The organism is Stenotrophomonas sp. NPDC077659 (genome assembly GCF_050268705.1).
GTDB lineage: Bacteria > Pseudomonadota > Gammaproteobacteria > Xanthomonadales > Xanthomonadaceae > Stenotrophomonas.
Window position 1 is genome coordinate 14,838 of sequence record NZ_JBNNHG010000006.1, and the last position, 15,051, is coordinate 29,888.

Annotated in this window: 14 protein-coding genes; 3 read left to right on the forward strand and 11 right to left on the reverse strand. The window is 68.0% G+C overall.

Annotated features, from left to right (window positions below):
* Nucleotides 1–150: 150 nt before the first annotated feature.
* The 3 genes from ACQKDV_RS01930 to ACQKDV_RS01940 all read right to left on the reverse strand — a co-directional run bounded on the left by ACQKDV_RS01930 (nt 151) and on the right by ACQKDV_RS01940 (nt 2,985).
* Entirely contained in the window at nt 151–729 is a 579-nt protein-coding gene (locus ACQKDV_RS01930; RefSeq protein WP_427782107.1) for an LON peptidase substrate-binding domain-containing protein, read from the reverse strand.
* Entirely contained in the window at nt 726–2,090 is a 1,365-nt protein-coding gene (gene mpl, locus ACQKDV_RS01935) for a UDP-N-acetylmuramate:L-alanyl-gamma-D-glutamyl-meso-diaminopimelate ligase (RefSeq protein WP_427782108.1), read from the reverse strand. The genes ACQKDV_RS01930 and mpl overlap by 4 nt, the downstream gene beginning before the upstream one ends.
* 331 nt (nt 2,091–2,421) lie before the next feature.
* Nucleotides 2,422–2,985 (reverse strand): adenylate kinase, encoded by a 564-nt coding sequence (locus ACQKDV_RS01940; protein WP_427782109.1) that lies wholly within the window; start codon nt 2,983–2,985, stop codon nt 2,422–2,424.
* 136 nt (nt 2,986–3,121) lie between these two features.
* Here ACQKDV_RS01940 and ACQKDV_RS01945 point away from each other — a divergent pair, with 136 nt between their 5' ends.
* Nucleotides 3,122–4,378, forward strand: coding sequence for a 6-phosphofructokinase (locus ACQKDV_RS01945; protein WP_427782110.1), 1,257 nt, complete (start codon nt 3,122–3,124; stop codon nt 4,376–4,378).
* Between the two features lie 92 nt (nt 4,379–4,470).
* Here the strand turns inward: ACQKDV_RS01945 and ACQKDV_RS01950 are convergent, their stop codons facing one another.
* Nucleotides 4,471–4,974 carry a hypothetical protein gene (locus ACQKDV_RS01950; protein WP_427782111.1) on the reverse strand — a complete coding sequence of 168 codons (504 nt, stop codon included), beginning with the start codon at nt 4,972–4,974 and terminating at the stop codon, nt 4,471–4,473.
* Between the two features lie 341 nt (nt 4,975–5,315).
* Between ACQKDV_RS01950 and ACQKDV_RS01955 the strand changes: the two genes are divergently transcribed.
* A complete protein-coding gene (locus ACQKDV_RS01955; protein WP_427782112.1) occupies nt 5,316–7,343 on the forward strand; it encodes a sodium-translocating pyrophosphatase in 2,028 nt (675 codons plus the stop codon).
* A 129-nt stretch (nt 7,344–7,472) separates the two neighbouring features.
* On the opposite strand, the gene ACQKDV_RS01960 is transcribed toward ACQKDV_RS01955, so the two are convergent.
* Genes ACQKDV_RS01960 through ACQKDV_RS01980 form a run of 5 tightly spaced genes read right to left on the reverse strand, consistent with a single transcriptional unit; the run spans nt 7,473 to nt 10,407 of the window.
* On the reverse strand, nt 7,473–8,192 hold the full coding sequence (locus tag ACQKDV_RS01960) for a TonB family protein (RefSeq protein WP_427782113.1): 720 nt from the start codon (nt 8,190–8,192) through the stop codon (nt 7,473–7,475).
* Nucleotides 8,189–8,614 (reverse strand): TonB system transport protein ExbD, encoded by a 426-nt coding sequence (exbD, locus tag ACQKDV_RS01965; protein WP_427782114.1) that lies wholly within the window; start codon nt 8,612–8,614, stop codon nt 8,189–8,191. The genes ACQKDV_RS01960 and exbD overlap by 4 nt, the downstream gene beginning before the upstream one ends.
* A 9-nt stretch (nt 8,615–8,623) precedes the next feature.
* On the reverse strand, nt 8,624–9,352 hold the full coding sequence (exbB, locus tag ACQKDV_RS01970) for a tonB-system energizer ExbB (protein WP_427782115.1): 729 nt from the start codon (nt 9,350–9,352) through the stop codon (nt 8,624–8,626).
* Nucleotides 9,339–9,803, reverse strand: a complete 465-nt coding sequence (locus ACQKDV_RS01975; protein WP_427782116.1) for a YbaN family protein — start codon at nt 9,801–9,803, stop codon at nt 9,339–9,341. The genes exbB and ACQKDV_RS01975 overlap by 14 nt, the downstream gene beginning before the upstream one ends.
* Nucleotides 9,804–9,816: 13 nt before the next feature.
* Entirely contained in the window at nt 9,817–10,407 is a 591-nt protein-coding gene (locus ACQKDV_RS01980) for a biliverdin-producing heme oxygenase (protein WP_427782117.1), read from the reverse strand.
* Nucleotides 10,408–10,516: 109 nt separating this feature from the next.
* Here ACQKDV_RS01980 and ACQKDV_RS01985 point away from each other — a divergent pair, with 109 nt between their 5' ends.
* The gene (locus ACQKDV_RS01985) at nt 10,517–10,774 is read left to right on the forward strand and encodes a DUF2789 domain-containing protein (protein ID WP_427782118.1); all 258 of its coding nucleotides are present in this window, start codon (nt 10,517–10,519) and stop codon (nt 10,772–10,774) included.
* A gap of 159 nt (nt 10,775–10,933) precedes the next feature.
* On the opposite strand, the gene ACQKDV_RS01990 is transcribed toward ACQKDV_RS01985, so the two are convergent.
* A complete protein-coding gene (locus ACQKDV_RS01990) occupies nt 10,934–13,849 on the reverse strand; it encodes a TonB-dependent receptor domain-containing protein (protein ID WP_427782119.1) in 2,916 nt (971 codons plus the stop codon).
* 181 nt (nt 13,850–14,030) lie between these two features.
* On the reverse strand, nt 14,031–14,990 hold the full coding sequence (locus tag ACQKDV_RS01995) for a FecR family protein (RefSeq protein WP_427782142.1): 960 nt from the start codon (nt 14,988–14,990) through the stop codon (nt 14,031–14,033).
* Nucleotides 14,991–15,051 lie beyond the last annotated feature (61 nt).

The following is a 15,051-nucleotide window of genomic DNA, read 5'->3' on the forward strand; positions in this document are numbered from 1 at the left end:
GCCATGCGTGGATGGCCGTTCCCGTAGATCCACGCCATGCGTGGATGGCCGTTCCCATAGATCCACGCCATGCGTGGATGGCCGTTCCCATAGATCCACGCCATGCGTGGATGGCCGTCCCCGTAGATCCACGCCATGCGTGGATGGCGCTTACGGCATCCAGCCCAACAACTGCTGCAGGCGCTGATGCGGGTCGTCCATCTGCAGCAGCTGCAGGCGCTGCCGCTCGGCCAGCGGCAGCAGTTCGGCCAGCCGCCAGCCGACCCAGCTGGCCTGGTCCAGCAGCGCCGGGCTGGCCGGCGCGTAGGCCTCGCCGGCCTGTTCGATGATGTGCCCCAGCACCGTGGCCAGCAGCGCATGCTGCGGCTTCAGTTCGTCATCGGGGTCTTCTTCGCACCAACGCACGTCGGCCACGACCAGGCCGTTGTCACGTACGCGGGTACGCTCGACATGGAAACGACGCGTGCCACGCAGGCGCAGCTGCAGAACACCATCGGCGCCGACATCGAAATCCTCGATGCGTACCTGTACGCCGAAGGCCGCTGGTGTGGCCGGCTCCCCCACCTCCTGTCCTTCCAGGATCAGGCAGACGCCGAAGCCTTCGCCGTTGCGGCCGGTATCGCGCACCAGGTCCAGGTAGCGGCATTCGAACACCCGCAGGCCGACCGCCGCGCCGGGTACCAGCGCGGTGTGCAGCGGGAACAGCGGCAGCGACACGTCGCTGCTCATCGCGCCTGCAGGGCGGCGAGGAAGCGGCGCGGTGCGCCGTCGAAGCCACCGTTGGACATGAACACCACGTGGTCGCCGCTGCGCACGCTGGACTGCAGCTGCGCCAGCAGTGCGTCGGTGTCGGGCACGGCATGGGCCTGGCCGCGCACGGCGGCGATCACTGCCGCTGCATCCCAGGCCAGTTCCGGCCGGTGCAGGAACACCACCTCATCGGCCAGCGCCAGCGACGGCGCCAGTGCCTGCGCGTGTGCGCCCAGCCGCATCGAATTGCTGCGTGGCTCCATCGCCACCACGATGCGCGCCTGCCCGACCTTGGCGCGCAGGCCATCCAGGGTGGTCGCGATCGCCGTGGGGTGGTGGGCAAAGTCGTCGTAGACGGTGATGCCGTCGTGGCTGCCGATCACTTCCATGCGGCGCTTGACGCTGCGGAAGCGGGCCAGCGCCGGGATTACCTCGGCCGGGGCCACGCCCACCGCATGTGCGGCGGCCAGTGCGGCCAGGCCGTTGAGTACGTTGTGTCGGCCCAGCAGCGACCAGTGCACATCACCCAGCGCCTGCCCGCGGTGATGCACGCGGAAGGCGCTGCCATCGGCGGCCAGCAGCTCGGCATGCCATTCCAGCGACGGGTCGAAGCCGAAGCGCTCGACCGGGGTCCAGCAGCCCATCTGCAGCACCTTGGCCAGGTGCGCGTCCTCGCCATTGACGATCAGGCGGCCGCGCGCGGGCACCGTGCGCACCAGGTGGTGGAACTGGCGCTCGATGGCTTCCACGTCCGGGAAGATGTCGGCGTGGTCGTATTCGAGGTTGTTGAGGATGGCCACCAGCGGCCGGTAGTGCACGAACTTGCTGCGCTTGTCGAAGAAGGCGGTGTCGTACTCATCGGCCTCGACCACGAACTCCCGGCCCTGGCCCAGGCGGGCGGACACGCCGAAATCCTCGGCCACGCCGCCGATCAGGAAGCCCGGCGAACGCCCGGCACTTTCCAGCAACCAGGTGAGGATGGTGGTGGTGGTGGTCTTGCCATGGGTGCCGGCCACGGCCAGGGTGTCGCGGCCCGGCAGCACCTGCTCGGACAGCCACTGCGCGCCGGAAATGTAGCGCTGGTCAGCGTCAAGCACGGCTTCCACGGCAGGGTTGCCGCGCGACAGGGCGTTGCCGATCACCACCTCGGCGGTGTCCGGCGGCACGCTGTCGGCGCGGTAGCCCTGGTCCAGGACGATGCCCAGCTGCTCCAGCTGGGTGGACATCGGCGGATAGATGGCCTGGTCGCTGCCGCTGACCGTATGGCCCAGTTCCCGCGCCAGGGCCGCCACGCCGCCCATGAAGGTGCCGGCGATTGCAAGGATATGTACGCTGCTCATGACCGGAGATTGTGACCGATCAAGGCTGTATAGGGCCATTGCCAGCGGCCTGGGTCAGACAAGTCCTACACCGCTTGTGAGAAAACTCCAATCGGCTGTAAGGGATATCCCGATAGCGCAGGTATGTGAACCCGTACACAATTCAGCATGCCAGCCGCAGTACCCGAACCGGTCCTACTCCCCAAGAGGCCATCCCCAAGGGAGCTCATGCTGCGGAGCCCTGAGCAAGCTCATCGCTGGCACCTATGAAACGAAACAGGCCTGGTCCGCAAGGACCAGGCCTGTTTCGTTGTACCGCTACGGTGGCCGGCGCGCGGCCGGCCGACCGCCATCAACCCTTGATCGCCGCCAGGATGCGGGCTTCGATCTCGTCCAGCTCACCGACGCCATCGACGCGGGCCAGGGTGCCACGGCCGGCGTAGAAATCGACCACCGGGGCGGTCTGGTCGTTGTAGACCTGCAGGCGCTGGCGCACCGCTTCGGGGTTGTCATCGGCGCGACCCTGTTCCTGCGCGCGGCCGGCGATGCGCTCGACCAGCAGCTCGGTGGCCACGACCAGCTGCACCACCGCGTCCAGCGGCTGGCCGATTTTGGCCAGCAGGGCGTCCATCGCATTGGCCTGGGCCACATTGCGCGGGTAGCCATCCAGAATGAAGCCCTTGGCGACATCGGCCTGGGTCAGGCGCGATTCCAGCATGCCCAGCAGGATGTCATCGGACACCAGGTTGCCGGCATCCATCACCGCCTTGGCCTGCTTGCCCAGCTCCGAGCCCGCGGCGATTTCCGCGCGCAGCATGTCACCGGTCGAAATATGGGCGATGCCCAGCTTTTCCTTCAGGCGCGTCGCCTGCGTCCCCTTGCCCGAACCGGGCGGTCCCAACAGAACCAATCGCATTGACCTGACTCCAACGTGTTGAAAACAAAGAAGGTTAGCGCACCGGACGGACCGGTATCGCTGCACCGCAATAGCGCCACTTTAGCGCATCCGGGTAATGTCACTGCAATGTCCCCCTCCCAGAGCAGGTAGAAGCATGCGCAACGGTACCCTCCTCTACGCCCAGTCCGGCGGCGTCACCGCGGTCATCAACGCGACGGCGGCGGCGGTCATCGAGCAGGCCCGGGCCAAGGGCATCAAGGTCCTGGCCGCCCGCAACGGCATCCTCGGCGCCCTGCGCGAGGAGCTGATCGACACCAGCAAGGAGAGTGCCGCTGCCATCCGCGCCCTGGCCCACACCCCGGGCGGTGCCTTCGGTTCGTGCCGGGTCAAGCTGAAATCGCTGGAGGCTGACCGTGCCCGATACGACCGCCTGCTGGACGTGCTGCGCGCCCACGACGTGCGCTGGTTCCTCTACAACGGCGGCAACGACTCGGCCGACACCGCACTGAAGGTCTCGCTGCTGGCCAAGGCGTCCGGCTACGACCTGACCTGCATCGGCGTGCCCAAGACCATCGACAATGACCTGGCGGTGACCGACACCTGCCCGGGCTTCGGTTCAGCCGCCAAGTACACTGCGGTCTCCGTGCGCGAAGCGGCGCTGGACGTGGCGGCGATGGCCGAGACCTCTACCCGCGTCTTCATCTACGAGGCGATGGGCCGCCACGCCGGCTGGCTGGCCGCTGCGGCCGGCTTGGCCGGCAACGGCGAGGACGAGGCCCCGCACATCATCCTGCTGCCCGAGCGCGCTTATGACGAGGCCGCCTTCCTGGCCAAGGTCAAGGCCGTGGTGGAACGCGTGGGCTACTGCGTGGTGGTGGCCTCCGAAGGCATCGCCACTGCCGATGGCCGCTTCGTCGCCGATGCCGGTGGCGGCAAGGATTCCTTCGGCCATTCGCAGCTGGGCGGCGTTGCCGCACACCTGGCCGGGCGGGTCAAGGACCAACTGCGCCTGAAGGTGCATTGGGCCCTGCCCGACTACCTGCAGCGCTCGGCCAGGCACCTGGCCAGCAGGACCGACTGGGAACAGGCGCAGGCAGTGGGCAAGGCCGCCGTGCGGCTGGCACTGAAGGGCCAGAACGGGGTGATGCCGGTGATCGTGCGCAGCAGCGATGTGCCCTATCGCTGGAAGATCGAGGCCGCGCCGCTGGCGAAGATCGCCAACCACGAGAAGAAGATGCCCGCCGGCTTCATCCGCCGCGATGGCTTCGGCATCACCGCCAAGGCGCGCGCCTACCTGTCGCCGCTGATCAAGGGCGAGGCACCTCTACCCTATGGCACTGACGGCCTGCCGAAATATGTCACGCTGAAGAACGTGGCGGTGAAGCAGAAGCTGCCCGCGTTCGAAGGCTGAAAGCCAGTGCCGACCAAGGCAGGCTCCAGTAGATCCACGCCATGCGTGGATGTGGCATCAAGTGCCGACCAACGGTCGGCACCCACCTGCAATCAATGGCAGGCTTTGCCTTCCACCTGCAGTTGCGCGGCGAACATCGTCACCTGCGGGATCCTGCCGGCGGCCGCCTGCTTCTTCGCGTCTTCCAGATAGATGCGCGACTGGCCCTGCCCATCCAATGCCTGGGTGTTGCTTACCGGCAGGCGCCACACCCGCACCACCGCCTGTTGGGCCGGGCACGCGGCGCTGGGCACGCGGATCACGTCGTTGAGCTTCCAGCCCTTGTCGGCACTCGGCTGGGCCTTGGTGTAGTCGACGAAGCGCGCGCGTGGCTGGCATTGTTCGCTGGTGCGCACTGCAGAGAAGCGATACGGCTCGGCGGCCTGACCGGTGAATGCACCCTCCAGGCGCGCACACGCCTCGGGGATCTGTCGCAGCGTGTGCACCGCGCCCACCGCCTGTGGTGCACCGACGGCGCGCTGCAGCTCAGGGGTTTCCGCAGCGACGGCCGGCAACGCCGGGGCCAGCGCGGCAAGCATCAGCAGGGACAGACGCATGGGGGATCTCCTTCAGGACTGTGCGCAGGCTTGCAGAGATTGGCTTAACGGGGTGCAAAGGTCTGTGGCTCTCAAAGCATGCCCATGGACCGGCGGCGGGTCCCGCGCGCATGGCGATGCGTTCATCTGGAGGGCGCCCACGGGTCATGCGGCGCGGCCCGGCGCTACCATCCGGTCGCGGACGGACGCATACTGCGGCCACCAGGGAATGCTGAACACCGCCATACGTCGGACGACCGCCTCGGTCGGTACGGGTTGGTTGCAAGCTGCAGCCCGTCGTCCCCCTCGTGGTGCCGTTCATCGCCACTGGATGCTCACCATCCATTCTGCGGAGGGGTCTGATGCTGGAACGTCATGGGCTGTCACTGGCGCTGGGCTGCGCCATTCTCGCGATCCTGTTCGGAATCGTCTCGGCGCGCTGGATCCTGCGCCAACCCACCGGCAATGAACGCATGGTCGCCATTGCTGCGGCGATCCAGGAAGGCGCGCGTGCTTACCTCAACCGCCAGTACCTGACCATCGGCGTGGCCGGCGTGGTGTTGTTCGTACTGGTCGGCATCTTCCTCAGCTGGTATACGGCAATCGGTTTCGCGGTCGGCGCAGTGCTGTCCGGTGCTGCCGGCTACATCGGCATGAACGTCTCGGTACGCGCCAACGTACGCACCGCCGAGGCCGCACGCCATGGCATCAGCGCGGCGATGGACGTCGCCTTCCGCGGCGGTGCCATCACCGGCATGCTGGTGGTCGGGCTGGGCCTGCTGGGCGTGGCCGGCTACTACGCACTGCTGCTGCGTCTGGGCCTGCCGATGGAACAGGCGCTGCATGCACTGGTCGGATTGGCGTTCGGTTCCTCGCTGATCTCGATCTTCGCACGGCTGGGCGGGGGCATCTTCACCAAGGGCGCTGACGTCGGTGCCGACCTGGTGGGCAAGGTGGAAGCCGGCATTCCCGAGGACGACCCGCGCAACCCGGCAGTGATCGCCGACAACGTCGGTGACAACGTCGGCGACTGCGCCGGGATGGCGGCCGATCTGTTCGAGACCTATGCGGTCACTGTCATCGCCACGATGCTGCTGGGCAGCCTGATGCTGAGCGAAGCCGGCGCCAATGCGGTGCTGTATCCGCTGGTGCTCGGCGGGGTGTCGATCATCGCCTCGATCATCGGCGCGCTGTTCGTCAAGGTAAAGCCCGGAGGCTCGATCATGGGCGCGTTGTACAAGGGGGTGATCGTGTCCGGCGTGCTGGCGGCCATTGCGTTCTATCCGATCACCACCGGGTTGATGAACGACAACGTGCATGGCCCCCTGGCGCTGTACGGCTGCGCGCTGATCGGCCTGGTGCTGACCGGTCTGATCGTGTGGATCACCGAGTACTACACCGGCACCCAGTACACGCCGGTGCAGCACGTGGCGCAGGCATCGACCACCGGCCACGGTACCAACATCATCGCTGGCCTGGGCATCTCGATGAAATCCACCGCACTGCCGGTGGTGGCTGTGTGCGCGGCGATCTGGGGCGCCTATGCACTGGCCGGCCTGTACGGCATCGCCATCGCCGCCACCGCGATGCTGTCGATGGCCGGCATGATCGTGGCGCTGGATGCCTACGGCCCCATCACCGACAATGCCGGCGGCATCGCCGAGATGGCCGAGCTGCCTTCAGACATCCGCGACATCACCGATCCGCTGGACGCAGTGGGCAACACCACCAAGGCGGTGACCAAGGGCTATGCCATCGGCTCGGCAGCGCTGGCGGCGCTGGTGCTGTTCGCCGATTACACCCACAACCTGCAGGCCGCCAACCCCGGCCAGGAGTTCCGCTTCGACCTCAGCGACCACACGGTCATCATCGGCCTGCTGATCGGCGGCCTCATTCCCTACCTGTTCGGCGCGATGGCGATGGAAGCTGTCGGACGTGCCGCCGGAGCAGTGGTGGAGGAAGTGCGACGCCAGTTCCGCGAGATCCCCGGCATCATGCAGGGCACCGGCAAGCCGCAGTACGACAAGGCGGTGGACATGCTGACCCGCTCGGCGATCCGCGAAATGATCGTGCCTTCGCTGCTGCCGGTGGCGGTGCCGGTGGTGGTCGGCCTGTTGCTGGGGCCGCGTGCGCTGGGCGGCCTGCTGATCGGCACGATCGTCACCGGCCTGTTCGTGGCCATTTCAATGACCACCGGCGGCGGTGCCTGGGACAACGCCAAGAAGTACATCGAAGACGGCCACTTCGGCGGCAAGGGCAGCGAGGCGCACAAGGCTGCGGTGACCGGCGATACCGTCGGCGACCCGTACAAGGACACCGCCGGCCCGGCGATCAATCCGCTGATCAAGATCATCAACATCGTGGCGCTTCTGCTGGTGCCGTTGCTGTAGATCCACGCGGCGGGGCCAGAGCCTGTTCCCTGCGGAACGGGATCCGGCCCGGCTGCCGCCGCACAGGCAGCCGAGCATGGCATCGGCTCTACAAGAGCAGTCGAGCAGGCTCGACGCTACAAAAAGCCGTCAACGCCCGCGCAGGTAGAACGCTACCGGCACCATCACCTCCACCGGGTCGCCGGGCACCTCGGCCGGCGGCACCGGCACCGGGCTGGCGCGCTGCACGGTGTCCAGCGTTTCCTGGTCGAGCAGGGCGAAGCCGCTGCCGCGTTCGATGCGTGGACTGGACACGCGCCCGTCGCGGTACACGGCAAACCGCACATACACCACGCCCTGCTGGCGCAGCCGCTCGGACTGGCGCGGATAGCGGCGGTGCTGCTGCAGATGGCCCAGCAGCAGGCCCTGCCAGCTCGCATTGGCGCGGCTGCGCTCGCCCGCAGTGGTCTGTTGCGCCGCATAACGGTTCGAGGCTTCGGCGGCCACCTCCGGCGGTGCCGTGGTGCGGTCGACCGTGGCGTCGGCGCTGTCCTGCTCGGCGCTGGCCGGCACCGGCGGCTTCGGCACAAGGTCGCCCTTCGGCTGCGGTGGCACCTTCGGCGCGGGCACCTGCTCGGGCACGCTCTCGCGACGCTGCTGCTCCTGCTGCAGGGGGCCGGTCGGCAGCGCACGCGGCGGTGCCGGCGGTGCCTGCGCGGCGGGTGCCAGCTCCAGCATCAGCGCCGCGGGCGGGGCCACGGCAGCCACCGGCGCAGCGCGCGCATGCCACCACCACACCACACAGACCAGCAGCGCGTGTGCCAGCAGCACGATCGCCAGGCTGGTCGCCCAGCGCCGCAGCGTGCTCATCGCGCGCCCTGCTCCAGTCCCACCAATGCCACCTTCAGGTAACCCGCCGCACGCAGGGCATCGAGGGCCGCCATCAGGTCGCCATACGGCACGCGCTGGTCGGCGCGCAGATAGATGCGCTGCTGCGCATCACCGTGCGTGGCCGACTGCAGTGCAACACCCAGCCCATCGCGCGGCACCGGCTGTTCGCCCACGCGCAGCGACAGATCGGCCTGCACGGTCACATACACCGGGGCCTGTTCGCTGGGCGTGGCCTGCGCGCTGCTGGCCGGCAGCTGCACAGGCACCGAGACGGTGGCCAGCGGCGCGGCCACCATGAAGATGATCAACAGCACCAGCATCACATCGATGAAGGGTGTGACATTGATCTCGTGCGCCTCTTCGGGCGTGTCATCGCGGTCGGATGCGGTCCTGATCGCCATGGTCGTCGCTCAGTGCACCGCGCGCAGGGCGCTGGCCGGTGCGCGCGTGGCGGCACGATCAAGATCACGCGAGACCAGCTGCTGCACGGCCGCCGAAAGATCACCCAGCAGCCCGCGCAATCCCGCCAGCACACGGCTGAAGTGGTTGTAGACCAGCACCGCTGGAATCGCCGCGACCAGCCCCAGCGCGGTGGCCAGCAGCGCCTCGGCGATGCCCGGTGCAACCACGGCCAGGTGGGTGGTGTTGCTGTGCGCGATGCCGATGAAGCTGTTCATGATGCCCCACACGGTGCCGAACAGGCCCACGAACGGGGCGACCGCACCGATGCTGGCAAGCACACCGATGCCACGCCGCTGCATGCGGGCGGTTTCCAGTTCCAGCCGGTCAAGACGCGAAGCAACCCGGTCTTTGATGCCATCGCGACACGCCAGATCCTGCGACAGCCGCAGTTCGCTGCGGGCCGCGTGCAGCATTGCGGCGGCAGTGCCTTCGGCGAGCACGGCATCCACATCGTCAACCGGCAGGCTGGGTGTCTCCAGCAACCGCGCACGCGCCGCACGCAGCGCGCGCGCGTGGCGCGACAACTCCCAGCCCTTGGCCAGCAGCACGGTCCAGGTGGCCAACGACGCGGCGGCCAGCGCGATCATCACCGCCTTGACCACCACATCGGCGGCCAGATACATGCCCCACGGCGTCAGCGCGGGCGTAGCCAGGGGCGTGAGGTCAGCAGGCAGCATCGTCGGGGGTTCCATCAGCATCGGAGGGAGACGCGCGGCGTCGCGCCGCACGCGTTTCGGCATCGCCCAGGTCCACCAGCGGCGTGGGGTCGAGCCGGGGTGCCGGCCGGCTCAGCACATAGCCGGCACTGACCGCAAAGAACAGGCCCACGCCCAGCAGCAGCCGCCAGGAGGGCTGCGCGCCCCAGTAGAACAAGGCGAAACCTACGGCCATGCCGACGCTGGCGAAGACCTTGCCCTTGTGCGATACCGCCCCTTGCTCACGCCACAGGCGCAGCGGGGGGCCATAGCGCGGATGGGCCAGCAGGCGCTGTTCGAACGTCGGCGAACTGCGGGCGAAACAGCCCACCGCCAGGATCAGAAAGATGGTGGTGGGCATCACCGGCAGCAGCGCGCCGATCACACCCAGTCCGACCATCAGCCAGCCCAGCGCGAACCAGAGCCAGCGCATCAGCGGCGGCCGCTCATGCGCCGAATTCCACTTCGACGTGGCCGTGCACGCTGCGGAAAGCCGCGTCGGCAGCGTCGATCACCTGCTGTTCCTGTTCGGCCGACAGCGGCACCGCGTCCAGCGCCGCGGTGAATTCGCGCCAGTGGCGCGCGGCACCATCGGGGTGCGCGGCCAGGTGGCGGGCACCGAAATCACGGTCCAGGCCCAGTGCGGCGGCCATCTTGTAGAGCACGGTGCCGCCCAGATTGGAGCCTTCGGCCACGTACAGCCAGCCCAGCGCGGCCGGCAGCGGCAGGTCCGCCTCCAGCGGGGCGATGTCCTGCCCCGGCAGAGTCTGTTCCAGGTCCTGCAGGTCGCTGCGGACCTGGGGCAGACGACGGCGTTCGTGCAGTGACGGCAGCAGCTGGTCCAGCGCCGGGCTGGCGTACAGCGCGTCGATGCTGCGGTGGAAGCGGTACTGCACGCGCAGGAAGCGGGCGAAGTTGCCACGGTCGGCGAAGATGTCGCCGGCCATGATGCGCTTGTCGAGGGCACCATGGCTGTCACGGGTGGCGGCCTTCAAGCGCACGCTGCGGCTGTCGTCGGGGGAAGTTGTTGCGGTCATCGGGAAGTGCCAGGGGAAGCGTCGGTGATGAGACGTACCGCGAGGGGCTTCCCCCAAGGCGGCATGCGTTGATAATGCAGCTTACCTTTCCCCTGCCAGGCAGTTTCAGATGATCACCACCGAACCGAGCATGACCAACCTGTTCCTGCAGCTGGGGCTGGACGCCGGCGCTGAGGCCATTGCCCGGTTCATCGCCGACCACCAGCTGCCCACCGAAGTGGCCGTGGCCGATGCCCCGTACTGGAGCGATGCACAGCGGCAGTTCCTGGCCGAATCGCTGCAGGCCGATGCGGCCTGGAGCACGGTGGTGGACGAGCTGAATGAAGCGCTGCACGAGGAAGCGGTGAAGGCTGCGACCGGGCGCTGAGCACGGAATTGGTAACGCCAGGCATGGCCCGGCGCTACGGTTTCTGCTGCGTGATCCGCCGGGCGTGGCCCGGCGCTACCGTTTCCGCTGCGTGATCCGCCGGGCATGGCCCGGCGCTACCGGTCTGTCAGTAGATCCACGCCATGCGTGGATGGCCGGTCAATACTTCCAGGTCAACGCCAGGCGCGCGGTGCGGCCCGGGGCCGGCATCACGCCCAGGGCAAGCGGGTCCAGGTAGTAGCGGTCGGTCAGGTTGTCGACGTTGGCTTCCACCGACAGCTGGTCGTTGAAGCTCCAGCTGGCGAACACGTCCACCAGGGTGGTCGGCCGGTACAGCTGCTGGATCGCCGACAGGCCGACGTTCCATTCCTTGTCCAGCTTGCTGATCGGCCCGGCGTTGTGGACCACGCGGGTACCGAAGGTCAGCCGCTCGTCGAACAGGCGTGAACCCGCGGTCAGGTTGACCATGTAGCGCGGCGGGTTCTGCGTGTTGGAGTACGACCCCTCGAAGCCACCGTCGACGCAGTCGGGCGTGTTGGCCAGTTCTTCGATCCTGCGCTGCGCGCCATAGGCACGACGCTCGGCGGCGATATCCGGCGCGCAGGTCTTGGCCTTGAAGTAGTAGTGGGCCGAAAGATCGGCGAACAGCGTGCCGCTGTCATAGCTGGACTGGAACTCCAGGCCCGACACCTTGAACCGGTCGACGTTGCGGATCAGGCCGGCCGACAGCGTGCGGTAGTCGCGGGTAATCAGGTCGTCGATGCGGGTATCGAAGTAGGCCAGCTTCAGCGCCAGGCGATCGCCGGCGGTGAACAGGTCATGGTGGAGGGTGCTGGCACCGAGTTCCCAGCTGCGCGCACGCTCGGGCTTCAGTTCGGATACCGGCTTGGCTGCCGTGAACAGGCCCAGGGTGGTCTCGAAAAGGCTCGGCAGCTTGGTGCCTTCGGCATACTTCAGGTAGACCATGCTGTCTTCGCTGAAGCGGAAGGCGACGCTGGCGGTCGGCGAGAACGCGCTGTCGCGGCGACGGATCGGCGTGGACCAGGTCCAGCTGACCGGCACTTCCAGGTCTTCGGCATCATCGGCGTCGTAGAAATTCCATCCCGCGATGTCGGCCACCGTGCCCCGCTCATAGGGCGAGGCCAGCAGCGAAGCCTGGGTGAATTCACCGTTGGCATCCGGGTACCAGTTCAGCAGCGCGATGCGCTTGGCACGCCACGCCGGCAGATTGGGATCGCCGTTGAGCAGTTCGGTGTAGCGGTACTGGCCCTTCACCTCGTACTGGTCCGGGGTGGCCAGGCGGTTGCGGTCGTGCACGTCCACGCGGTTCCAGCGGCCCCCGGCCTGCACTTCCCAATGTTCGTCCGGCGCCCACTTCAGCGACGCCACGGCACTGTATTCCTTGCGCTCGGCGTTGCGCAGGAAGCGGTTGTTGACCAGGTCGTCGTGCATGATCGGCGCGGAGCTGCCCGGCGCGATGTCCTCATCGCTGTAGGACAGGCCGTAATCCAGGGTGAAGCGGCCCGCCTCGGTGTCGAAGATGGACGTGTTGCTGGCATCCAGGCCGAAGCGCTTCTGCCGCAGCGGGTTGCGGTAGGCGTCCTTGTAGCCGGGGTTGCCGCTGAAGCTCGGTGCGTCGTACCACTCGGTGCGACGGTCGTAGTACCACGGGGTGATGCCGGTCAGGCTGTTGTACATCACGCTGTCGGCGTCGGTGTACCAGGCGTTGATGCGCAGGTCGACCTTGTCGCTGTCCGGGTTGAAGCGGTAGCGCGCGCTGTAGCTGTCCATGTCGACGTGCCCCGGGTCCCACTGCGGCACGCGGTCGCGGTCCACGCGGATGATCTGCGAGGCCATGATCTCGCCGGCCGTGCCTTCATAGCGACGGTAGCCCAGTTCCAGGGTCTGCGCATCATCGATGCGCCAGGTGCCCTTGAGCAGCGCCGACTTCGACCGCGAGGACGTGTTGAACACCTCGGTCTGCGGCGGGTTCAGCGGCGCCAGAGTGCGACGGGTCTGCGGAAAGTCGTCGTAGCCGTGCTTGCCGGAAAAGTAGTTGCCGTTGTCGCGGTACGCATAGGCGGCAACCAGATCGAAACGATCCCAGTGGCCGGCCGCAGCGACGTTGAAGAACTGGCTGCCGGTGGCGTCGCGGTGGGTGCGCGGTGCAGCGTCATAGCCCGGCAGGTTGTTGGCACTGCCGTTGGCCAGGCCACCACGCACGCGCACGCCGACATCGCGGCCCTCGCGCAGGACGTCATCGACGTTCAGCGTTTCCATTTCCACCACGCCGCCGATGCCACCAGACGCGTTGGCCTGCAGGCTGGGGCCCTTGGTGATGGTCAGCCGCGAGATCAGGTCCGGGTCCAGATAGGTACGCTGCGACTGGCCGGCGTAGCCACGGTAGGTGTCCATGCTCGACTGGCCGCCATCGATGATGACCGGTACGCGGCTCTGGCCCTGGATGCCACGGATGTTGACGTCGAAGCCGTTGCCCACGCGCGGGTCACCGGCGGTGACGCCCGCGATGCCCTTGACGATGTCGCCATTGGAGGTGCCGCGGAAGCGTTCCAGCTGGGTGCGGGTGATCGTGGTGGTCGAACCGACGCTGCGGTAGCTGTCGAGCAGCCGCGCTTCATCGCTGACCGCACCACCTTCGATGTGCTCGCCGGACACGCTGAGCGTGTCGGTGACGATGACGCCGCTGCCAGCCTGGGCCGGCGCCGCTTCCAGGGTGACCGCATCGTTGCCGACGCGGCGCGCGACCAGGCCACTGCCCTGCAGCAGGCGCGACAGGGCATCACTGGCCGACAGCGTGCCGGTAACCGCCTGCGAGGTGACGCCGTTGCCGAGGGTGGCCGGATAGGCGACCTGTACGCCGGACTGGCGCATGTAGGTGCGTAGTGCGGCATCCAGCGGCTGGGCGGGAATGTCGAAGCGCAGCAGGGCGGCAGGTGCGGCCGTGCTGGACTGGGCCAGAACGGTCGGGGCGGTGCTGGCCAGGCCGGCGGCCAGCAGGGCGACGCACAGATGGGACGGGCGCGGCGCGCGGCCCGGACGACGGAAGTCGGACATGGGAAACCTGTGAGGGGAACGGAGCCGCAGGCGCGGCGTCATCCGCGCAGGCGCGGACACAACGACGTACGTGGCGGCGGCGGGTACGTTCGTGGGGTAAGACGAATGGGGTGGGCGCAACCCCAAGGCAGATTCACCGATTACGTGCGATGCGTGCGGCTCATCCACGCATGGCGTGGATCTACCGGTGGACGATGGCCACGCCGAGCGGCAGGCGGGTTACCTGCAGGCCAGCGGTGGCCGCCAGGGCATCAAGCGCCTGTTCCGGCTGGTCGATGCGCAGCGCGGCGCTGACCGCCGGCAGTCCCGACAGATCACCGCGCACGAAGGTCGGCCCACGCCGGTAGCGGCCCACATCGCGTACCGCATCGACCACGGTTGCCTCGTCCAGCAGCAGTTCCCCCTGGCGCCAGGCACCGACGCGGTCGGCGGCCACATCCGCCAGGCGGGTCACCCCGCTGTGCGCGCCATACATCGCGCGCTGGCCCACCTGTAGATAGGTCCATCCGCCATCCATCGGATTGGCCACACGCACACAGCCCTGCCCCACTTCGGTTTCCACCGTATCGCCGTGGCGGGCAACGGTGAACGCGGTGGAGATGTCTTCGACCACGCCGTTGCCGGCGGCCACGCTGAAACGCCGCTGCGCATCGGCGGTCACCTCGAACCAGGCACGGCCCCGCAGCAACTGGATGCGGCGCGCATGGGCATCGAAACGCACGGCAATCGCGCTGTCGGCGTCCAGTACCGCGCGGCTGCCGTCGGGCAACTGCACGACCTGCACATGGTGGTTGCTGCGATGGTCGGCCTGCAGGCGCAGCCAGGCATCCGGCCAGGCCACCAGCAGTGCCACCACGGCGGCGGCAGCGGCGGCCCAGCGCAGGTTACGCCGGCGCGGGCGACCCGCCGCTGGCGACGACGCCACTGCGGTGGCTGGCGCCAAGGGCGAGGGCCCGAGGCTGCGCCACAGCCGGCGCTCGTGTTCGAAGGCACGACGATGGGCCGGCTGGGCCAGCCAGTGCTCGAAGGCCTGCATGCCTGCATCGCTGTGCTCGCCCGAGGCCAGGAACACGACCCAGGCCCGGGCCTGTTCCGCCACGGGGTCATCTGCGTGGGCGCTGGTGGGGAAGTGCGGGCTCATCGGCTGGCGGGCGGGTGCGGTCAAGCGCGGTGGGAAGGACGGGGCCGCATCGCGCCCCATG